Annotated in this window: 13 protein-coding genes; 8 read left to right on the forward strand and 5 right to left on the reverse strand. The window is 69.2% G+C overall.

Features of this window, described 5'->3' with window-relative positions:
- Nucleotides 1-69 precede the first annotated feature (69 nt).
- Nucleotides 70-2,604, forward strand: a complete 2,535-nt coding sequence (locus OHA37_RS33175; RefSeq protein WP_266910757.1) for a beta-glucosidase family protein — start codon at nt 70-72, stop codon at nt 2,602-2,604.
- 61 nt (nt 2,605-2,665) lie between these two features.
- Nucleotides 2,666-3,373: a DedA family protein gene (locus OHA37_RS33180; RefSeq protein ID WP_266910759.1), complete on the forward strand. Its 708-nt coding sequence runs from the start codon at nt 2,666-2,668 to the stop codon at nt 3,371-3,373.
- 63 nt (nt 3,374-3,436) lie between these two features.
- On the opposite strand, the gene OHA37_RS33185 is transcribed toward OHA37_RS33180, so the two are convergent.
- Nucleotides 3,437-3,982 (reverse strand): gamma carbonic anhydrase family protein, encoded by a 546-nt coding sequence (locus OHA37_RS33185; protein ID WP_266910761.1) that lies wholly within the window; start codon nt 3,980-3,982, stop codon nt 3,437-3,439.
- A gap of 126 nt (nt 3,983-4,108) precedes the next feature.
- On the opposite strand from OHA37_RS33185, the gene OHA37_RS33190 reads away from it, so the two are divergent.
- Nucleotides 4,109-4,876 carry an acyltransferase gene (locus OHA37_RS33190; protein WP_443046247.1) on the forward strand — a complete coding sequence of 256 codons (768 nt, stop codon included), beginning with the start codon at nt 4,109-4,111 and terminating at the stop codon, nt 4,874-4,876.
- 16 nt (nt 4,877-4,892) lie between these two features.
- Here the strand turns inward: OHA37_RS33190 and OHA37_RS33195 are convergent, their stop codons facing one another.
- Nucleotides 4,893-5,762 carry a DMT family transporter gene (locus tag OHA37_RS33195; RefSeq protein ID WP_266910763.1) on the reverse strand — a complete coding sequence of 290 codons (870 nt, stop codon included), beginning with the start codon at nt 5,760-5,762 and terminating at the stop codon, nt 4,893-4,895.
- 115 nt (nt 5,763-5,877) lie between these two features.
- On the opposite strand from OHA37_RS33195, the gene OHA37_RS33200 reads away from it, so the two are divergent.
- Nucleotides 5,878-6,459: a helix-turn-helix domain-containing protein gene (locus OHA37_RS33200; RefSeq protein WP_266910765.1), complete on the forward strand. Its 582-nt coding sequence runs from the start codon at nt 5,878-5,880 to the stop codon at nt 6,457-6,459.
- A 52-nt stretch (nt 6,460-6,511) separates the two neighbouring features.
- On the opposite strand, the gene OHA37_RS33205 is transcribed toward OHA37_RS33200, so the two are convergent.
- Together OHA37_RS33205 and OHA37_RS33210 are read right to left on the reverse strand one after the other, a co-directional pair.
- Nucleotides 6,512-7,321 (reverse strand): HAD family hydrolase, encoded by an 810-nt coding sequence (locus OHA37_RS33205; protein ID WP_266910767.1) that lies wholly within the window; start codon nt 7,319-7,321, stop codon nt 6,512-6,514.
- 144 nt (nt 7,322-7,465) lie between these two features.
- Nucleotides 7,466-7,870 carry a CoA-binding protein gene (locus OHA37_RS33210; RefSeq protein ID WP_266913304.1) on the reverse strand — a complete coding sequence of 135 codons (405 nt, stop codon included), beginning with the start codon at nt 7,868-7,870 and terminating at the stop codon, nt 7,466-7,468.
- Nucleotides 7,871-8,149: 279 nt separating this feature from the next.
- Between OHA37_RS33210 and OHA37_RS33215 the strand changes: the two genes are divergently transcribed.
- Complete coding sequence (locus OHA37_RS33215; RefSeq protein WP_266910769.1) at nt 8,150-8,776, forward strand: YigZ family protein; 627 nt, start codon at nt 8,150-8,152, stop codon at nt 8,774-8,776.
- An 18-nt stretch (nt 8,777-8,794) separates the two neighbouring features.
- On the opposite strand, the gene OHA37_RS33220 is transcribed toward OHA37_RS33215, so the two are convergent.
- A complete protein-coding gene (locus OHA37_RS33220; RefSeq protein WP_266910771.1) occupies nt 8,795-10,003 on the reverse strand; it encodes an NAD(P)/FAD-dependent oxidoreductase in 1,209 nt (402 codons plus the stop codon).
- Between the two features lie 1,026 nt (nt 10,004-11,029).
- Between OHA37_RS33220 and OHA37_RS33225 the strand changes: the two genes are divergently transcribed.
- The 3 genes from OHA37_RS33225 to OHA37_RS33235 all read left to right on the forward strand — a co-directional run bounded on the left by OHA37_RS33225 (nt 11,030) and on the right by OHA37_RS33235 (nt 21,522).
- Nucleotides 11,030-14,296 (forward strand): LamG-like jellyroll fold domain-containing protein, encoded by a 3,267-nt coding sequence (locus OHA37_RS33225; RefSeq protein WP_266910773.1) that lies wholly within the window; start codon nt 11,030-11,032, stop codon nt 14,294-14,296.
- Between the two features lie 315 nt (nt 14,297-14,611).
- Complete coding sequence (locus OHA37_RS33230) at nt 14,612-21,010, forward strand: RHS repeat domain-containing protein (protein ID WP_266910775.1); 6,399 nt, start codon at nt 14,612-14,614, stop codon at nt 21,008-21,010.
- Nucleotides 21,010-21,522 carry a hypothetical protein gene (locus OHA37_RS33235; RefSeq protein ID WP_266910777.1) on the forward strand — a complete coding sequence of 171 codons (513 nt, stop codon included), beginning with the start codon at nt 21,010-21,012 and terminating at the stop codon, nt 21,520-21,522. Before OHA37_RS33230 ends, OHA37_RS33235 begins: the two co-directional genes overlap by 1 nt.
- The last annotated feature ends 651 nt before the right edge of the window (nt 21,523-22,173 follow it).

Genomic DNA, 22,173 nt, shown 5'->3' on the forward strand with positions numbered 1-22,173 from the left:
CGGCGGGAGCGGTCCGGCGCGGGCCGCTCCCGCCACCTGACGCCGATGCCCACGCCGCAGGGAGCGCCCATGAGCGAGGCCGTGTCCAGACGCCGTGCGATGCGCTTCCTCGGGGCGATGGGCGCCCTCGGTGCCGCCCTCGGCGCGGCCGGCTGCGTGCCGGCGCCGCCGCCCGGCGCGCAGCCCCGTAAGGCCTCCGCCTCCGGGGCTGCCCCGGCCGCCGCGCCGGCGGCCGGCCGCACCGCCCGGATCGACGCCCTGCTGGAGCGGCTCACCCTGGAGGAGAAGACCGTCCTGCTGCACGGCGGCCCGGACCCGGCCCCGCTCGGCCAGGCCGGCTACGTGCCGGGCATCCCGCGCCTGGGCATCCCGGCGCTCCGCCTCGCCGACGGTCCGGCGGGGGTCCGCGTCGCGAAGCCCGCCACCGCGCTGCCCGCCCCGGTCCTGCTCGCCTCCGCCTTCGACCCGGCGCTCGCCCGCGCGTACGGCCGGGTCATCGGCCGCGAGGGCCGCGCGCTCGGCATCGACGTGCTCCTCTCGCCGATGGCCAACCTGATCCGCACCCCGTACGCCGGGCGGAACTTCGAGACGTTCTCGGAGGATCCGAAGCTGACGGCCGACCTGGTCGCCGAGGTCGTCCGGGGCATCCAGGACGAGGGCCTCATCGCCACCGTCAAGCACTTCGCGCTCAACAACCAGGAGAAGGGCCGCGACACCGTCGACGTGATCGCCGCCGAACAGACCCTCCACGAGACGGAGCTACGGGGCTTCGAAGCCGCCGTGGCCGCCGGGGCCGGCGCCGTGATGGGCGCCTACAACAAGGTCAACGGGGTCTACGCCTGCGAGAGCAAGCCCCTCCTCGACGAACTGCTCCGCGGCCGCTGGGGGTTCGACGGCTGGGTGATGTCGGACTGGAACGCCACCCACAGCACCGTCGCCTCGATCGGCGCCGGCCTCGACATGGAGATGCCCGCGGGCACCCATTACGGCGCCCCGCTACGGGAGGCGGTGCGCGGCGGCTCCGTCCACGAGGGTGCCGTGGACCTCGCCGTCCGCCGGATCCTGACCACCCTGGACCGCTTCGGACTGCTCGCCGCGCACCCCGCCGCCCGGCCCGCCCGGGACGCCGCCGCCGGGGCCGCGACCGCACGGCGGATCGCCACCGCCGGAGCGGTCCTGCTGCGCAACGAGCGGTCCACCCTGCCGCTGACGGGCCCCGCCGCCCGCTCCATCGCCGTGATCGGCCCCACCGGGCGGACCCCCTTCGTCGGCGGCGGAGGCAGCGCCCACGTGGTGCCGGACGCGGCCGCCGCCCCCCTCGACGAGATCCGGAGGCGGGCCGGCAGCGGCTCCACGGTGGGCTACGCCCTCGGCGAGGACCTCTACGGGCGCCCGCTGCCGCCGAAGCTCCTGACGCCCGAGGCGGGCCTCGACGACCGGGCGGTGGCTCCCGGGCGCACCTGGGGCTTCGAGGGGACCTTCCGGCTGGCCGCCGACGACGAGTGGACCCTGCTCGTCCACTACACCGGGAAACGGCCCTCCGTCCGGCTCGACGGGGAGGAACTCTTCCCCGTACGGCAGGGCGTGGCCGAGCAGTTCGCCGGCGGACTGCTCGGCGCCGCCCCCGACGGCCGCACCGTGCGCCGCCGCACCCTCGCGCTCAAGGCGGGCGAACACCGCCTCGCCGTCTTCGCCGAGGGCGGGCCCAAGGGGCAGCGGCTGCGGCTGCGGCACACCACGACGGCGACCCGGGCCGCCGACCTCGCCGAGGCCGTCAAGGCGGCCAAGGCGGCCCGCAGCGTGGTGCTGTTCGCCTACGAGGACGCCACCGAGGGCAGCGACCGCACCTCCCTGGGCCTCCCCGGCGCCCAGGCGGCGCTGATCGAGGCCGTCGCCGCCGTCAACCCGCGCACCACGGTGGTGCTCAACACCTCCTCCGGTACGACCATGCCGTGGCTCCCGCGTACCGGAGCGGTCCTCCAGATGTACTACCCGGGCCAGGAGGGCGCGGCCGCCACCGCCGACGTGCTCTTCGGCGACGCGGACCCGGGCGGCCGCCTCACCCAGACCTTCCCGGCCGACGAGCGGGCGACCCCGGTCGGCGGGGACCTGATGCGCTACCCGGGGGTGGGCGGGCGGCAGGAGTACACCGAGGGGGTGCACGTGGGCCACCGCTGGTACGACCGGCAGCGGGTGGCTCCGCTGTTCCCCTTCGGGCACGGGCTCTCGTACACGACGTGGGCGTACGAGAAGCTGGCGGTCCGGCGCGGCGGCGCGCACGGCAAGCAGGGCGGGCTGCGCGTGGAGTTCACCGTCCGCAACACCGGACGCCGCACGGGCACCGAGGTGGCGCAGGTCTACGTGGGGCCGTCCCCGGACCTGAAACTGGACCAGCCGGTCCGGGCGCTGGCCGGGTACCGGCGCCTGACCCTCGAACCGGGCGAGGCCCGGCGGATCGTCCTGGACGTCGACGCGCGCACCCTGTCCTCCTGGGACCCGGAGCGGGACGCGTGGGTGGTGGGGACGGGGCGCCGCGAAGTGTTCGCGGGGCGTTCCTCGCGCGAACTGCCGCTGCGGGCAAAGGCTGTGGTGGCGACCGGATAGGCTGCCCGTTCGGTCCGCCACAGGGGGCGGGCCGGGCGGAACGACACGGGAGGACGTACCGGTGCACATCCAGGAATGGCTGGAGACGATTCCGGCGGTCAGCATCTACCTCCTGGTGGGGCTCGTCATCGGACTGGAAAGCCTCGGCATCCCGCTGCCGGGGGAGATCGTCCTGGTCAGCTCGGCGCTGCTGGCCTCACAGCAGGGGCACATCGACCCCGTGGTGCTGGGCATCTGCGCGACCACCGGGGCGATCGTGGGCGACTCGATCGGTTACGCGATCGGGCGCAGGGGCGGGAAGCCGATGCTGGAGCGGCTGGGACGGCGCTTCCCCAAGCACTTCGGGCCGGACCAGGTGGCCATGGCGGAGCGCTCCTTCGACAAGTGGGGCATGTGGGCCGTCTTCTTCGGGCGGTTCGTGGCCCTGCTGCGGATCTTCGCGGGGCCCCTGGCGGGCGTCCTGCACATGCCCTACTGGCGGTTCCTCGTCGCGAACGTCCTCGGGGGGATCCTGTGGGCGGGCGGCACGACGGCCGTCATCTACTCGATCGGGATCGTCGCGGAGCCGTGGCTGAAGGGGTTCTCGTGGGTGGCCCTCGCCCTGGCCCTCGTCTGCGGGATCGCCATGACCGTGGTGGTGCGCGGACGGATGAAGAAGGCCGCCGCGGCGGCGCGGGCCGAGGCCGAGGCCGGTACCGGCGCGGCTGCGGAGGCGTCCGACGCGGTCCCGGCGCAGGCTTCTGGCGCTCCGACCGTACTCACCGACTGAGGAGCCCGGCCCCCTGACCCCGCCCGGCCCGAGGGCGGGCGGGGGGCTTCGGCGCCGGGCCCGTCAGGCGCCCGGGGTCGCCGAGGCGCGGTGCTGCTCGGCCAGCTCGTTGTACATGAGGGCGTTGACCTTGAGGCCCTCGCGCTCCTCCGCGGTCAGCTCGCGCCGCACCTTCGCCGGGACGCCCGCGACCAGCGAACCGGGCGGGACGACCATGCCCTGCGGGACCAGTGCCTGAGCGGCCACCAGCGAGCCGGCGCCGATCACCGCGCCGTTGAGGACCGTCGCGCCCATCCCGATCAGGCAGTCGTCCTCGATCGTGCAGCCGTGCACGACGGCGTTGTGCCCGATGGACACGCGCTCGCCGATGGAGACCGGGAACCCGGGGTCCACGTGCACGGTGCAGTTGTCCTGCACGTTGCTGTCGGCGCCGAGCGTGATCGGACCGCAGTCCGCGCGGAGCACCGCCGAGTACCAGATGCTCGACCCCGCGCCGAGGGTCACGTCCCCGACCACGACCGAGGTGGGAGCGGTGAACGCCGTCGGGTCGATCACGGGGTTCTTCCCGCCGACACCCATCACGAGTGCCTGGGCCGCCTGCTGCGTCATGTGTTCTCTTCCTCTTCCGGTACGTCGTGTCGCGCTACCGGCACCGTAGGCCACGCCGTCCGAGCCACCGGGGATGGGGTGAAGATCACGGCGCGGCCCGGGCCCGGGGCGCGCTACGGTGACCCGGTGGCGAAGAACCAGAACACGTTCTCTTCTCAGGCGGTGCTTTCTTCCCTGACGGCGCTGCGCCGCCGGCTCGCGGGGCGCGCTGTCCACGCGGGCTGGCGCTGGATGCAGCGGGCCGGCGCGGTCACCGCGCAGGCTCCCGGAGGGCTGCGCTTCGGCGCGATCGGGCACGGCACCCGGCTCGCCTTCCCGCAGGGGACGGTCTTCGGCGCGCCCTGGATCCGCCTCGGCGACCACTGCATCATCGGCGAACAGGTCACGCTCACCGCAGGGATGATGCCGGACCTCGACCTCGGCGCCGAACCGGTCCTGGTCCTCGGCAACGGCGTGGTCATCGGCCGGGACAGCCACGTCATAGCCGACACCCGCATCACCATCGGCAACGACACCTTCTGCGGTCCCGGGGTGTACATCACCTCCACCAACCACAGCTACGACGACCCGCACGAGCCCATCGGCAAGCAGTGGCCGCGCAGCGCCCCCGTGGAGATCGGACCGGGCTGCTGGCTGGGGACCGGCGCGGTGATCCTGCCCGGGGCGCGGCTGGGCCGCAACGTCGTGGTGGCGGCGGGAGCCGTCGTACGGGGCGACGTGCCGGACCACGCCGTGGTGGCCGGGGCACCGGCGCGGATCGTCCGCCGCTGGGACCCCGAGACGGGCTGGCAGCCGCCGCTGCGCACCCCGGCGCCGGTCCCGATCCCCGACGGGGTCACCCCGGAGCAGCTGCGCGCACTGGGCGCACTGGCGGACGTGTCGGAGCCGGAGTGAACGCGGCGCCCACGGTCTAGCCCGCCGCGAGGAGGACCGTGCCCGCCAGGGCCAGGCCCGCGCCCGCCGCCTGGACGGTGCGCAGGCGTTCCTTGAGGACGGCGAAGGCGGCCAGGGCGGTGATCACCGGGTAGAGGGAGGAGAGCACGGCGGCGGTGGTGACCGGGCCGTGCTGGGCGGCGATGGAGTAGGTGCCGTTCGCCGCGACGTCCGCGAGCCCGACGAAGGCGAGCGCCGGCAGCAGCCCCCACAGGATCCGCAGGCCGCCCGTACCCGCGGGGAGGGCCGGGGCGCCGCGCCCGGTCCGCACCCACAGGGCCGTGCCGCCGACGGCGATGTTGGTGACGCGCTGCACGAACAGCGCGAGGAACAGGCCGGGCACGGTGGAGGAGGCGTGGGCGATCAGAGCCATCACCGCGCCGAAGCCGAAGGCCGCGACGAGGGTGAGGACGACGGCCTGCCGCTGCACCGGAGCGCCGCGCAGCTCGGGGCCGCCGGCGAGGACGATGCCCACGACGGCCACCGCGATCCCCGCGAGCTGGGCGGCGCCGGGCCGCTCGCCCAGGAGCAGCCCCGCGGCCATCGGCACCACCACGCCGAGGGAGCCGAGCGGGGAGACCACGCCCATCGGACCGAGGGCGAGCGCCTTGTAGAAGCTGAGCATCGCGACCGGCCCCACCAGCCCCGCTCCCACCGCGAACCAGAGCTGCGGTCCGGCCTCCCGCCAGGCTCCGGTGCCCAGGACCACCGCGCCCAGTACGAGGACGGCGAGGATCTGGGAGGCCACGACCACGGTGAGGGCCGGTATCCGGCGGGTCAGCAGCCCGCCGCCGAAGTCGGCGAGGCCCCAGAGGACGGCGGTGGCCAGGGCGAACAGGGCGGTCATGGCAGGCCTCGCAGTACAGTGTGTTGAACGGTGGAGTACATGGTGGAGTACAGCGCACGATAGTTCAGCATAGTGAACCCTGTCATTCAAAATATTGTACGGAGTGGACGGAACGGTGTCTGATCTCGAACAGCTCACCCAGGCGCTCGGCCGCAACCTCAAGCGCTGGCGCCGGGAGCGCGGGTTCACCCTGGAGGCCCTCGCCGCCCGGGCGGGGGTGAGCCGCGGCATGATCATCCAGATCGAGCAGGCCCGTACGAACCCGAGCGTCGGCACGACGGTCAAACTGGCCGACGCCCTCGGCGTCAGCATCACCACCCTGCTCGACCACGACCGCGGTCCGCGGGTGCAGGTGGTACTGCCGGGGCAGGGGGTGCGGATGTGGTCCACCGAGGGCGGCAGCGGCGCGAGCATGCTGCTCGGCGACGACCGGCGCGGGCCGGTGGAGATGTGGACCTACCGGCTGGAGCCCGGCGAGGGGACCGCCTCGGACCCGCATCCGCCGGGCACCTTCGAGATGCTGCACGTCACGGTGGGGGAGCTGACGCTGGTGGTCGGGGACCAGTCGTACGCCGTACCGGCCGGCGGGGCCGTCTCTTTCGAGGCGGACGCCCCGCACGCCTACCGCAACGAGGGGCCCGGTCCGATGGAGATGACGATGGCGGTCTCCATCCCGCCGGTGACCGCCCACGCCTGACGGTGCCCGACCGGGGTGGGTGGGGGCTGGGCGGGGCGGGGCCCGTGCGCGGTCAGCGCGGGCCGGTGGCCTCCAGGTCTGCGCCGCGGGTCGTCCCGCGGGTCGTCTCCGGGGTCGCGCCCAGCACCGGGTGCGTCGCGATCAGGTCCTGGCAGACGGCCAGTACGTTGCGCCGGTCGGCCGTGATCCAGTCCCGGTCCATCGCCCAGCCCCGCAGGATCGGGTCCGGTTCGAAGGCGATGGCGAGGCCGACCTGCTCGAACACCTCGGCGTCGGAGGGGGAGTTCCCGATGGCGAAGGAGCTCCGGCGGTCCACCGGGCTGCCCTTGGTCGCGGTACGCAGCGCCGCGCGCTTGCCGCCCGGCAGGGCCGGCGTGGCGGTGAGGGCTCCGGTGCAGCGGCCGCGCCGGAACTCGGCCCGCATGCCGTGCGCCTCGCCGATGCCCAGCTCGGCCGCCGCACGCCGGACGATCTCGTACGGGCTCCCGGATATCAGTACCGTCCGAAGCCCGGCCGCGTGCAGGAGCCGTACGAGCTCGTCGGCGAAGGGGAGGATCTTCTTCCGGGCCTCCGGCCAGGCGGCGTCGGCGGCCCGCTCCACGTCGGTCCGGTCCGCGCCTTCGAGGGCGCGTGCGAGGTGGCCATAGGCGGCGGCCACGGAAGGGGCGTGGGCCGCCGTGCCCCGCTGGTAGCCGGCCATCATGTCGAGCGCTGCTCGCCCGGCCGCCGGGTCGCAGACGCCGCCGGCGATGAGGGACTCGACGAAGGGGGCGGCCACCGAGCCCTCCACCAGGGTGCCGTCGAGGTCGAGCACGGCGATGCGGGCATGGCTGTGGGCATGGCTGTGGGCATGGCTGGTCACGGTGGCACTCCCTGGTCGGGGTCGGTCCGAGGTGCGCGGCAGACCCCGACGGGGAGGCGCGGTCTCAAGTATTCGTACCGTTTGGGCGGTTTGGGTACTTGAGCCGCGTTGAAAGGGTTGAAGGCCGGGAGGACCCCCGGGGCCTCAGAGGGCGGGGATCTCGATCGCCGGGCAGCGGTCCATGATCATGTCTACTCCGGCCGCGCGGGTGCGGGCGGCGGCGGCCTCGTCGACCACGTTCAGCTGGAACCAGACGGCCTCCGCCCCCTTCGCGACAGCCTCGTCGGCGACGGTGCCCGCCAGCGCGCTGTTCACGAAGACGTCGACCACGTCCACCTTGAAGGGGATCGCCTCCAGCGAGGGATAGCCCTGCTCGCCGTGGACCGTCTCGGCCTTGGGGTGCACGGGGATCACGCGCTTGCCGTACCGCTGGAGAACCTCTGCCACGCGGTACGCGGCCCGGTCCCGGTTGTTGGACAGGCCCACCACGGCCCAGGTGTCGCCGAGCTCGGTGAGGATCTTGCGGATGGTTGCCGGATCGCCGTACACGTGTGCCGCCTCCTGGTGCTGGTTCTGCTGGTTCTGCTGGTTCTGTCGGTCCTGCTGGTCCTGACCGCTGATTGCTGTCAGCCCGGTCAACGGAAAAGGCGCATGCCGGATTCCCCGTAAGCACGGCAGGGCTCCGTCACGTCGGGTCCTCGTCGTCGAGTCCGTGGGTTCCCCAGCGGTCCCGGGCTGGTCTCGATCAGGTGCAGCGGGGTCCGTTGCCGCAGGTAGGCCGCCTGCTGGTCGGCCGGCCCGGGCTCGACCACGGCTTAGGGTGGACGGGTGAAGGCAGACCAGTACGTGACGGTGGCCCGCGAGGGTGTGCACGAGTCCGAGATCAACCGCTCGCGGTTCCTGTGCGCGCTCGCGCCCGCGGCGACCGAGCGGGAGGCGCAGGAGTTCGTCGCCCGGATCCGCAAGGAGCACCCCACCGCCTCGCACAACTGCTTCGCCTACGTCATCGGCGCCGACGCCTCCGTGCAGAAGGCCAGCGACGACGGCGAGCCCGGCGGCACCGCCGGGGTGCCGATGCTGCAAATGCTCACGCGCCGGGACATCCGCTACGCGGTCGCCGTCGTCACCCGCTACTACGGCGGCGTGAAGCTCGGCGCCGGCGGCCTCATCCGTGCCTACGGCGGGGTCGTCGGGGAGGCGCTCGACGTGCTCGGCACCGTCACCCGCCACCGCTACCGGCTGGTCACCGTCACCGTCGACCACCAGCGGGCCGGCAAGACCGAGAACGACCTGCGCTCCACCGGCAGGACGGTGATCGACGTGCGCTACGGGGCCGCCGTGGAAATCGAGATCGCCCTCCCCGAGTCCGACCTGCCGGCCTTCGAGGCCTGGCTCGCCGACAGCACCGCCGGGAGCGCCACCCTCACCCCGGGCGGGGAGACGTACGCGCCCTGAGCGGCCGGGGCGGGGGTATCAACTCGCCGGCTGCGCCGCTCCCACGAGGCGGGGGTCGGAGAAGAACTCGCCGGGCTTGGTGACGCCCGCGTTCACGCGGACGAAGCCGTCCATGGTGTCCTGGCTCTCGGCGACCTTGCCCAGGACCCGCTGCATCTCGGGCGGCGGAGGTTCGAGGGCCGCGAATTCGGCGGTGAACTCGTACATCTGCATGACCCGTTCGTCCCTCGCCTGCTGGTAGCCGAGCATGGCGTCGTCGAAGGCCCCGCGGCCCGCGAAGGCGTCGTCCAGGGCCCCCGCGCACAACTCGGCGTCCTGGAAGGCGTCCTGGATTCCCTGGGCCGTGATGAAGTCCTTCAGGTACCCGGCGTCGCCGACCAGCGCCCACCCCGGTCCGTAGGGGACCCGGAAGTGGTTCTCGACGGCGGTGCCGACCAGCCGTCCGGTACTGGTGGCGGAGGCGATCCGGTCGGCGAAGGCCGGCACGCGGTTCAGGGTCTCGTGGTATCCGCCCTCGATGTCGGCGCGGTTCGCCTCGAAGTCCCGCATCGGCAGTCCGCAGACCACCAGCGTCACGTCTTCGTTGGTGGGCCAGGCCGCGAAGGCGCGGTCGCCCCGCATGTACGCCTCGAACCCGCCGTGCATCGGCAGGTTCGCCCAGTACGTGTAGTAGCTGACCTGGAGCTTCGGCTTCTCCGCGTAGCGGGGGGCGTCCACGGCGCGGGCGACCATCGAGTGCGCGCCGTCGGCCCCGATGACGACCCGGCCGTACTCGGTGGTCGCGGCCCCGTCCGGGCCGTGGCCGCGGATGCCGGTCACCGCGTCCCCCTCCGTGACCAGGCCCTCCACGGTGAACTTCTCGCGCACCTCGGCGCCGGCCTCCACGGCCGCGTCGACGAGGATCTTGTCGAGGACGGTCCGCCGGGGCGCGTACGAGCCCTGGAAGCCCAGTCCCGCCGGCGACCCGGAGATGACGAGGGGTCCCAGGTCGAAGGTGTACGTGGTGATCTCCGGGCAGCCGGTGGCGACGACCCGGTCCAGCAGGCCCCAGCGCCGCAGGGCCGCGAGCCCGGGCGGGTGGATGAGGTGGGTGGAGAGCGTGTCGCTGGGGAAGGCCGCCCGGTCCACCACCAGCACCCGGTGGCCCTGGCGGGCCAGCAGCATCGCCGTACTCGCGCCCGCACAGCGGGCTCCCACGATCACGGCGTCGTAGGTCTCTCCGGTCATGTCGATCGCCTCCCCGAAGGGGTAGGGCTCTTGCTTCCACGGTAGGCGGCGGGGCTGGTCACCGCCTCGGGAGGATCGCCCGTCGAGGTCCACCGAGGCGGCCGCCGCCGTACGCGCCGCCACGGATTTTTGGTCGATCGGAGCATTCCTGTATTGGAAATATGCAGTTCAGTGGCCCCGGGAGAAAGAAAGTCGGTCGGCCGGATTCGCGCGTCAAGAGGTTGCGTTCAATGACGCCTCGGAACTTTCTGATTTTGGAAATTTAGGAGTGAACTGTGAAACCATTGGTTCATGTCATGTTCATGGCGCGACTTGATGTGAGGTCAGGTCGGTGCCGCCTCTTTGTCAGGCGGAGTGTCGGCGGGGTTGTGAACCCGGTCGGTCGACCGAAAGTTTCGCCTAAAAATCCGAGAAGAGATTCACCGGTGTGTCCACATTGGGCATAATTCTGCACGCGGTGACGTAGCGTCAGTTGTGGGTGCAAATTCGACCTTAAGGTGATCAACGGTCCATCGATTCGGTGTTGATGGATTCTAATGAAATGTTTAGCCTCTGCTGTGTGACGTGCAGAGTCTCGTCGCCTTGGAGGGCCTGGGGAGGCCCTCATCCTTCTTCTGGGGCGGGTAAATGTCAGTAAGAGAACGGAGACGGCTTCGCCGTGCTCTGAGTACCGCGATAGGTGTGGCCTTGCTCGTCGGAGCGTCGCCCGCTTATGGGGCTGGTACGCCGCCGGCTGCAGCGGAAGCGCCGCTTCCTGAGGCGCAGCGGGCATCGAAAGAGGCTGCCAAGAGCGGCCAGCGTGTGGAAGTCGTGGGCGAGCGTTCGGAGTTCACGACCACATTTGCGAACCCTGATGGGAAGTCGTTCCGCCTCGTCCAGTCGGTCGTGCCCGTCCGGGCGAAGAGTGCGGATGGTGCCTGGGTAAAGCCTGATGCCACGTTGGTGGTTCGGCCGGACGGAACGGTGGGGCCGAAGGCCGCCGTCGTCGGTCTGAGTTTCTCGGGCGGCGGTGCCAAATCAGACCTCGTGAAGATCGAGCGGGGCGGCCGTACCTTCGGCTTGGGCTGGGGCAAGGCCCTGCCCAAGCCGAAGCTCGAGGGGGCCAGTGCCACCTACGCGGAGGTACTGCCGGGCGTTGATCTTCGTATGACGGCCACGGTGGAGGGTTTCCGCGAGGTCCTCGTCGTCAAGACCCCCCAGGCCGCGGCGAGCCCGGCGCTGAAGAAGGTCAAGTTCGCGCTCAAGGCCAAGGGCCTGGACGTCGCCGGGTCCAAGGAGAACGGACTGACGGCTCGCAACAGCGACGGCCAGACGGTCTTCGAGGCGCCGCCGGCCCGGATGTGGGACTCGGCCGGCCCGGAAGCAGCGCCTGCCGGGGCGAAGCCGGGCTCCGTCCTGCTGAACAGCCGCGCCGCGGTGACCGCGGAAGGTACCGGCCCCGTGGCCGGGTCGGTCAAGGGCGAGGAGTCGCCGTTCGACGGTCCCGGCCTCGGCGATCAGTCGGCGACCATGCCCCTGGCCGTGGACGCCACGAGCCTCACCGTCGTCCCGGACGCCAAGCTCATGGCGCAGAAGGATCCTGCGGCTTTCCCCCTGTACATCGACCCGTCCGTTAACGCGGACTACAGCGTTCAGCGTCTTCTGCTGCGCAACGACGGGTACGAGGACTACGCCTGGGAGAACGGCGAGGACAACCTCGGCAAGGGCGTGGGCGAGTGCGGTTCGTGGGCCGGCTACTACTGCGGTCCGGGCTACGTACAGCGGCTCTACTTCCAGTTCACGCCGGACAACCTGCGCGGCAAGAGGGTCCTGGACGCGACCTTCACCGTCACGGAGCCGTGGTCCTTCCAGTGCGACCCGCGCAACGTGTGGCTCGTGCGTACGGCGGGCAGCTTCACCAAGTCGACGACCTGGGGAACCAAGCCGGCCTACGCGGACCTGATGGGCGACCGTCTGGTCTCTGCGGGACGGGGATCGTCGTGCGATCCGAACTCTCCGGCTGCGCCGATCGAGTTCAATGACAATCCGGATGAAAAGGACGAGAACCTGACGTCCACGGTCGCCGCCTGGGCGACCGGCAACTCTCCGCTGACTCTGGAACTGCGGGCGGAGAACGAGAGCGACACCAGCGCCTGGAAGCGTTTCCGCAACGACGCCGCGCTCACCGTGGACTACATCAGCAACCCGGCCACTCCGACGGCCCAGACCGTCGACGGAACGCCGTGCGAGACGAGCCTCGGTGAGGCGACGACCATCGCGGACTCCACGCCCGAGCTGCGCGCCACGACCGAGGTCCAGCCGGGTGGTGAGGCGGAGGCGCGGCTGCGCGTGGCCTTCCTCATCGAGAAGCAGGACGGGGCGAACTGGGTCAAGGTCAACAGCGGCCCGTTCATCGACAGCCCCAGCAACAGCTACTACGGGGCCAATGCCTCGGTCCGTGCCGAACCGGAACTGATGCCGACCCTGCAGGACGGCAAGACGTACCGCATGCTCACCTGGACCAGGTCCTTCGCCGCCGACGTGGCGACCGCGGGAAGTCCCTATGTGACCTGCTACTTCAAGCTGGACTCGTCCGCGCCGAAGCCCCCGAGGATTTCAACCGGCGGCCTCTACGACGAGTGCACCTCGACCAGCTGCACGGCGAGCGGCAAGCCGGGACTGCCGGGTAAGTTCATCTTCCGTCCGGCCGTGGGCGAGGACTCCAAGGTCGTCAAGTACAAGTACAAGATCGACGGGGACAGCGACTGGGCCGATGCTTCGGTGGCGGCCAGCTCGTCCGTCGAGATCGCCCCGCACCACGCAGGGCTGAACACGGTCTACGTCAAGGGCGTGGACAACGTGAACGGCGGGCGCCTGGGAGAGCTGGCGACGTTCCGGTTCGCCGTGAACGAGGATCCTGATCCGGTGGCGCACTGGAACTTCTACGACATGTCCGGTGACGATGCCAAGGACACCGCGACCAGGGACGTCTCGCCCGATCCGGCCGATCTGCGCAACGGTGCCACCCGTCCCTCGGACGGTCGCCGCGGCTGGCTCCTCAGCAGCAATGACGAGGACACGGCTCTGCGGCTCGACGGTGTCGATGACTACGCGGCGACCTCCGGGCCCGTGATCAACACCCAGGAATCCTTCACCATCGCGGGCTGGGTGCGCCCTGACCGTGTGGACAAGACGTTCTCCATGGCGGGTGTCGCTGGCAAATACATGAGCGCGGTCAACATCACCCACCGCGCGAACGGAACCTGGTCGGCCGCGCTGCCCACCACGGACGACACCAACTCCAACGGCATCAAGTACGTCGTCAACGCCAAGGCGAAGACCGTTCCCAAGGTGTGGACGCACGTCGCCGTCGTGTACGACAAGGCCGCCAGGCGACTGCGGCTCTACGTCAACGGCGACTTCCAGGAAGGCATCGACCTGCCCTCGGACTTCAAGCCCGTGGCCGCGACAGGTCCCCTGACCATCGGTCGCAACCAGTACCGCGGTGACTGGGTCAACGACTTCCCCGGCCTCATCGACGAGATGACCGTCTGGCAGTCCGACCTGAGCGCGGAATCGCTGCGGGCGGACGTGCAGATGCACGACAAGACCACCGGCCGGAACATGGTCGAGCTCTCGGCCCGCTGGAACCCCGACACCGTCGCCGGAAGCACCCTGACGGACACCTCCGGCTACGACCGCGACCTCACCCTGTCCTCGGGTGCGACCATCGCAGGCGGCAAGCTGCTCCTCAACGGGACCACGGGCGACGGATGGGCAGCAGGACCGATCGTCGACGAAATGGGGTCGTTCACCGCGACCGCCGGAGTCGAACTCGACTCCGAAAAGCTCATCGCCAAGCCCAACGGGTACATCGCGCAGGTCTTGGGCCAGCGCAACAGCGGCGGGGCGGCATGGGGCCTGTGGTTCAAGAAGACCGCCACCGAAACCACCCACCACCCCGACACCGGTGAGCTGGTGACCTCCGTCCTCGGCAACTGGTACTTCGGCCGCCTCAACGCCGATGGCACCGGCACCTGGTCGGTGAGCCCGGCCAGAGCCGAGCTCGACACTTCCGTGCAGGTCACCGTCGTCCACAACGCCCAGGACAACCGTCTGAAGCTGTACGTCGACGGCAACTACGTCTCCGACCGTGACGACTTCTACGCCACCGAGTCGGGCAGCACGACCTTCGCGGTCGGCAAGGGCCTCGTCAACGACGCCTGGGGCAACTACCTCCCCGGCAAGATCAACGACGTCCGCGTATGGACCGGCGCCATGATCGACGCCGAACAGGTCAAGGACTTCACCTAGACCGGCCACGGCTGCCACTTCTTGGCAGCCGTGGCCAGCACTGAGCGGCCGGGGTCTCGTTCTGCGACCCCGGCCGCTCGGCCCTTGTGCTCCGCGCGCTCATCGCCACTCACTCACACACCTCTACCTTGCGGCTCGTCCGCTCCAGGAGTTTTTGTGTCAAGAAAAAGAAGTCTGTTGGCGAGAACACCGATCATCGGAGTCCTCGCCCTGGCCTTGTCCGTAACCGGCTCGATCACGGCCCCCCTCGCCAGCGCCGCAGATGCACCCGGCCGACCGTCGAGCCCGCAGCACCGGCCTGCGAAGGTGAACTCGGTGCCGGTCGAGACGATGGCCTCAGCCGAGCTGATCGCCAAGCTCAAGGCCGAGGACAAGGCCCAAGCCGAACGCGCTAAGGCCAACCCGAAGAACACCTGGCCCAAGGCCACCACCCTCAAGAGCGACTTGGCCAGTGCCCCGGCCGCCAACTCCCTGGTGGCCGTCGCCCCGCCGGCCAAGACCGCCCGCGCGGGCGCCGCCGCCTCCGGTCAGGCCACGGTGCAGGTGCTGGACCAGCAGGCGGCCCGCAAGGCGGGCATCACCGGCGTGCTACTCACGGCCACCGCCGCCACACCCGGCACCGCACGGGTCGAGGTGAACTACGACTCGTTCGCATCGGCCATCGGCGGCTCTTGGTCGACCCGCCTGGGCCTGGTGACCCTGCCGGGCTGCGCGCTGACCACCCCGGACAAGCCGGAGTGCCGCACGACCACACCCGTCGCCTCCAACAACGACATCGCCAGCCATGAACTCTCCGCCAACGTCACCCTGGCCGGCGCCAAGCCGGCCACGACAGGCAGTGTCCTGCTCCGCGCTCAGGAACTCCCGAGCACGCCCTTGCTGAGTGCCGCTTCGGCTGCACCCACTGTGCTCGCGGTGATGGCCACGAGTGCCGCGTCGACTTCAGGTGCCGGCGATTACAAGGCCACCCCCCTGGCCAGCTCCTCCACCTGGGAAGCTGGCGGGTCATCGGGATCGTTCACCTGGTCCTATCCGCTCACCGTGCCGCCCGCAGCAGCGGGTCCTGCGCCCTCGCTGGCCCTGTCGTACGACTCGGGGTTCATCGATGGCCGCACCGCGACCACCAACAACCAGGGGTCCCAGGTCGGTGAGGGTTTCGACCTGGCCTCGTCCTACATCGAGCGCAAGTACGCCTCGTGCGACGACGACGCCCAGGCGGACAAGCACGACCAGTGCTGGAAGTACGACAACGCCTCCCTCGTCCTGAACGGCAAGGCCAGCGAACTGGTCAAGGACCCTTCGGATGCGACGGGCAACACCTGGCGCCTGAAGAACGACGACGCCACCAAGGTCATCCGCGGTCGGGGTGCCGTCAGCACCGATGACGGCGACACCACCACCGACCCGAATGACACCGACGGTGAGTTTTGGAAGGTGGTCACCAGTGACGGAGCCACCTACACCTTCGGCCTGAACAAGCTCCCCGGCGCGCCCGCGGACACCGAAACCAACTCGGTCTGGACCGTTCCCGTCTTCGGCGACGATGAAGGCGAGCCCGGCTACAAGAAGAGCAGCAGCTTCTCCGGCCGTTCGGTTCAGCAGGCCTGGCGCTGGAACCTGGACCTGGTCCAGGACCTGCAGGGCAACGCCTCCACGTACTGGTACACCAAGGAGGGCAACTACTACGCGAAGAACGGCGACAAGACGACTCTTGGCGCCTACACGCGTGGTGGCTACCTCAAGGAGATCAAGTACGGGCAGAGGGCGGACGCGCTCTTCACCGGCATCGCCTCCGGCCGCGTCGCATTCACCTACGACGAGCGCTGCGAGTCGGACTGTTCCTCGCTCACCGAGGACACTGCCGACAACTGGCCCGATGTGCCCTTCGATACCATCTGCGCGAGCACGGCGACAGACTGCAAGTCCACGGGTCCGTCGTTCTTCACCCGCAAGCGCCTGACCAACATCACCACGCAGGTCTGGTCCACGGCTGTCTCGCCTGACGCCTTCACCGACGTCGACAGCTACGCCCTCGTCTCCGGATACACGGCGCCGGTCAATCTCAACGACCCGAGCGACCGGAGCCTGGTCCTCAAGTCGGTCACCCGCACCGGCAAGAACGGCACCGACCTCAAGCTGGACCCGGTCGACATCGTCTACGACAACCGGCCCAACCGGGTCGACGTACCGGGCGACGACATCCTGCCGATCAATCGCCCCCGCATCCGCACCATCACCTCGGAGACCGGAGCCACGACCACGGTCACCCTCTCCGACCCGCAGTGTGTCAGCGGCACCAAGATGCCCACGGCGGTCGACGACAACGCCGACGACGCACGCCCCTGCTACCCGGTGAAGTGGAAGGTCAACGGTGGCGATACGCGCCTGGACTGGTTCCACAAGTACCGCGTCACCAACATCACCACCAAGGACGCCGTCACGGCTGCCACCGTGTCCAACTCGTACGACTACGAGAAGCCCGGCTGGCGCTACAACGACGACCCCATGACGAAGGAGAAGGATCGCACCTGGTCCAGCTGGCGCGGCTACGGCAGGGTCACCACCTACACGGGCGTCGGCTCCAACCGCTCCAAGACCACCAACGTGTACATGCAGGGCATGTACGGCGACAAGACGGCCGACCCGAAGGTCACCCGCACCAACAAGGTGCCCGTCATCGACATCGACGGCGCCGGCCCGATCGCGACGTCGGACTCCACCGACTACGACCAGGTGGCAGGCTTCCTGCGCCAGTCGGTCACCTACAACGGGTCGACCATCATCGCGTCCTCCCTGAACTACCCGGGGTACACGAACACAGCCACGCAGAACGTCTACAAGATGACGGATGCGGGGCAGGTTGCGAAGGACAGCGACGGCAAGCCGATCGTCGACAAGACCATCACTGCCTCACAGGTTCGTACGTCGCGGGCGTATCAGTACACGTACCTCACCGCCTCCGACACCTTCCGTCGGACCCAGACCGACTACTCGTACGACGACTACGGCATGATCGCGCGTGTCAGCGCCCTGGGCGACCACGCCAAGAGCGGCGACGAGACCTGCACCAACACCTGGTACGCCCGCAACCCAGCCGCTGGCCTGACCAACCTGGTCTCTCGCACCCGGACCGTGGCCCAGGCCTGCGTGGATGCCGACGGCAATGACCTCACCGATGACAAGCTGACCTTGCCCTCCTCGCTGACCACCCGCGGCGATGTCATCTCCGACACCGCGACCGTCTACGACGACGCCACGGTCACCGGGTGGAAGGACGGGCGCGTCCCGACCAAGGGACTTGCGACCTGGACCGGCCGGGCCAAGGCCTACCCTGCCGCCAGCGGCACCAACCCGCGCACCCCGTCCGAGACGGACGGCTGGCAAAAGCTCTCCAGCGCCACCTACGACATCCTCGGCCGGCCCCTGAGCGCCACCGACGCGGCAGGCAACACCTCCACCACCGCCTACACCCCGGCGACCGTCGGCCCGCTCACGGCCACCGTGAGCGCCAAGCCCACGCTGGACTCCAACGGGCAGACCCACCGGACCTACGCCTACTTCGACCCCGCCCGCGGTGCGGTGATCAAGGGCGAGGACGCCAACGCGAAGATCACCACCAGCGCCTACGACGCGCTCGGCCGCGTCACCGGCACCTGGCTGAGCAATCGCAGCCAGACTGGCGGTGAGACCCCGAACATCAGGTACGGATACTCCTTCAAGCGCGGATCCTCACCCTGGACCTCGATAACCCAGCTCAAGCACGACAACACCACCTACCGGACCCCGGTCTACGCCGTCGCCGACTCCCTGCTGCGTCCGCTGCAGACCCAGACCCTGTCGCCCAACGGCGGACGGATCCTCACCGACACCCGCTACGACTCCCGCGGCCTGGCCTACGACACCTATGCCGACGCCTGGGACGACAAGAACACACCGGACGGCGACTACGACGCCGTCACCGCCGGAGGGCCCTTCCCGCAGACCAAGACCTCCTTCGACGCCGCAGGCCGCCCGACGACCTCCGAGCTGTGGGTCAACGGCACCAAGAAGTGGTCCACGGCCACCAGCTACACCGGCGACTCCGTAGCCACCTCTGCACCTGACGGGGGCACGGCCGCTCGTACCATCACCGACACGCTGGGTCGGACGACGGAAACCCGCACGTACGCGGGCGAGCAGCCGGATGACAGTGCGTACGGCGCCACCCTCGGTACCGCGTACACCAGCGTGAAGTACACGCTCACCCGAGACGGCAAGCCCGCCGCGGTCACCGGGCCGGACAGCAGTAAGTGGTCATACACCTACGACCTCTACGGCCGTCAGCGCACCGTCACCGATCCGGACACCGGGACGACCACCACGCACTACACGTCGCTGGATCAGATCTCCAGCACGGACGACGCACGCGGCACCACGCTCCTGTACTCCTACGACGAGCTCGGCCGCAAGACCGCCAAGTGGCAGACCTCCCGCACGGACGCCAACAAGCTGGCCGCCTGGACCTACGACACTCTCCTGCGGGGTGCGCCTACTGCCTCCATTCGCTATGTCGGCGGCACGACGGGGAAGGCCTATACCAAGAAGGTCTCGGAGTACGACTACCTCGGCCGTCCCAGCAAGACCGAGCTGACGCTGCCCGCCGACGACGCGCTGGTCACCTCGGGCGCCGTCAATGCGACCACCGCATACGAGACGAACCTCTGGGCAGACGGCACCGTCTCCAGCACCTCCGAGCCCGCGGCCGGCGGCCTTCCCTCGGAGACCATCAGCACCGACTACAACAGCTACTTCCTGCCGGACGGTCTCTCCGGGACCAGCGGGTACGTCCAGAGCGTCGGCTACTCGCCTCTCGGCCGGCTCGAGACGATGAAGCTCTCGCGTTCGGGAGCGCTCGGCGTCAAGGACGTAGACATCGCCAACACCTTCGAGGAAGGAACGGGCCGCCTCAAGGCAACCACCGTCTACGAGCCGACCCACGGCCTCGTCCAGGACAGCACGTACACGCACGACGACGCCGGCAACGTCACGTCGATCTTCGACAAGGCCACGGTCAGTGGCGCCAGCGCGGCCGACTACCAGTGCTTCACCTACGACGGCCAGCGCCGCGTAACCGAAGCCTGGACCCCGAGCACCGCCGACTGCGCCAGTGCCGGACGGACCACGGCCAACCTCGGAGGACCCGCCTCCTACTGGAAGTCCTACACCTACAACGCCGGTGGCCAGCGCGCCTCGGAGACCACGCACACGAGCTCCAGCACCACCAACCGCACCTACTGCTACGACACCGCCCGCAGGCACGCCCTCGTCTCCAGCACCACCGGGACGGACTGCACGGCGGTCGCGGACCAGTACACCTACGACGAGAGCGGGAACTCCACCAAGCGCCTTCGTTCTCCCTCCAGCAGCGACAGCCAAGTGCTGACCTGGAGCGGGGAGAACAAGCTCAGCAGGCTCGTCGAGGGAACCGACACCACCAGCTACCTGTACGACGCCGACGGCGAGCTCCTCATCCGCCGCAATACCGCAGGCGAAACCGTCCTGTACGCCGGGTCCACCGAGGTCCACCTCGAAGGCACCAAGAAGTGGGCCAACCGCTACTACACCCTCGGCGGCCAGCGCGTAGCAGTCCGCAGCAACGAGACAGGCACCTCGAAGGTCTCCTTCCTCTCCAGCGACCACCACGGCACCTCCTCAGTCGCCATCGACAGCGGCGACGAGCAGACGTTCAGCAAGCGCTACATCACCCCCTTCGGCGCCCCCCGAGGCAACACCGTCGGCACCTGGCCCGACGACAAACGCTTCCTCGGGAAGTCCGCCGACACCAACACCGCACTCACCCACATCGGCGCCCGCGAATACGACCCCTACACCGGACAATTCATCAGCGTCGACCCGATCCTGAGCCTCGACCAGCACCAGTCCCTCAACGGCTACACCTACGCCAACAACAACCCGGTCACCTCCAGCGACCCAACGGGTCTCTGTGTCCCCAATGAACGTGGCGGTTGCGAATCGGGTACTCGCCCAGGCGAAACCCCAGGAGCAGGCACATCCCCTGGCTGCATTTTCGCCTGCCCCCCCGCCGGCCCCCCCGGAGCTACAGCTGGCGGCACCGGCGGAACCAACGGCGGCGGAACCACCAGACATACCAATGACTACAGTGACACGGAAGATAGGATCTACGACAAGGAATCACCCGGTAAGAAAGATCGCGAAGTATTCAATCGACTCCAGTACGTCGTAACCGGACTTTGGTTCAAGGGATGGTTGAATGGCTGGGCACTGCTGAGTCATTATCTCGATAATACGGGGGACGATTTCATTCTTCATCCGGATCAGATGATCGAGGAAATTCCGCGATTCAAGCAAAAAGTATCCGAATTCTTCCAGGATGAGGATGGAAGCGATTCCGGATGGAGGCAGACTCGCGCTGACGAGGATGACGGTCATAGCAGTCTAGACTGGTACTATGCCCTCAATAGTTTCCAGTGGCGCGTTTCCGATATTAAGGTTGACACGTACGGAAAGGTCGCTTCCTACAATTTGGAAATCAGGAAAAGATACGACTGGGGAGTGCCCAGTGAGAATCGGGATGATCTCGATGGTCCGATGGGGCTTCACTTCACTCAGCCCGAGATTGCTCACCTGCACACCGTCGGGCTGGCCCAAGATTTCAACGTGTACGGAAGTTCGCGCATGACGGGGACGCCATAATGGCCTACGCGAAGAGCCTGAAAATTCTCCTGGCGCTCCTTGCTGGCGCGGCGCTCGCCGGGTGCGGCAGTGCGGTCCAGTCAGCTGCGCCCAGCGGGCGTACTCAGGTGCGGAGTGACCACTACGAGCGATTTCAGGGCCGTCCCAGTCCAGAGGACTTGAAACGCTACGGACTCCCGATTCCGGGTGACGTTCAGGCCGTCGAACACTGGAAATACAAGAGTAGTGGTGCAGGCATGGACCTCTGGGTTCGGTTTGAGGCGACTCAAGCTCAACTGGACCAGTTTCTGAGGAATCTCGGGCAGAGTGAGCTCGATATGCTACCCGGCCATTCGCCATTCGACTCCAAGGATGAGGCGAAACTGGGATGGGACATCCAGTCCGGACCTGACGTTTCGGGTTTGGCCATACCAATTCCCGACAGTGACTTGCATGGCACGTACAGGCAGGTGGCGGTAGATAGACGGGGCGACTCGCTTGTCATGGTTTACGTCTCTTCGGCGACCACCTGACGCTGAGCCCCTTCTCACCTGAGGGTGCTGCCGGACTGTTGGTGGTGAAGGGTTGCACGTAACGACGAAGCTCCTGGTGGACGGGTTCTCGACCGAGATCGCCGTGTCCGCCAGGAGCTTCGCGTGTCTTCCTGGCCTAGTTGGGGTGGCGGCTCCCGGTTCAGGGGGCGGCGGGTAGTGCGCCGAGTCGGCGCCGGCACGTGGTGAAGGCGTCGCTCCAGGGCCAGGTGGCCTCGAGCCGCAGCCATCGGCGGTGTGCGTGTTTCGCGAGGCGGGCGGGCAGGTCGTAAAGGCGAAACGCATGATGTCGGGCTCGCCCTGGGCGAGGCCTTCGGCATCGTGGAGGGCCGGCCAGCAGCCTCATCCAGGCATCGAGATCGGCGGCGAGGTTCGAGGCCAGCATCGTGAAGCTTGCCGGTGACGGCCGCCGAGATCGAGGTCCGCAGGAGCCGAGGCCATCGAGGCGTTGAAGCAAGGCCTCGATAGGGCAGGGCTCGCTCCCGCTGCCCCTTTCACGGCATCGGTCGTTTGACGTGCTGGCCCCGTGCTTGCCGCTGGAGCCAGGTACGGGCCTTCTTGCCCCGGTGCCGGTGCGTGGGCTGCCGACGCGGGTGACCCTCCGGCTCGTTCGCTGGCGGCCACCCTGACTGA

Source organism: Streptomyces sp. NBC_00335 (genome assembly GCF_036127095.1).
Classification (GTDB): Bacteria; Actinomycetota; Actinomycetes; order Streptomycetales; family Streptomycetaceae; genus Streptomyces.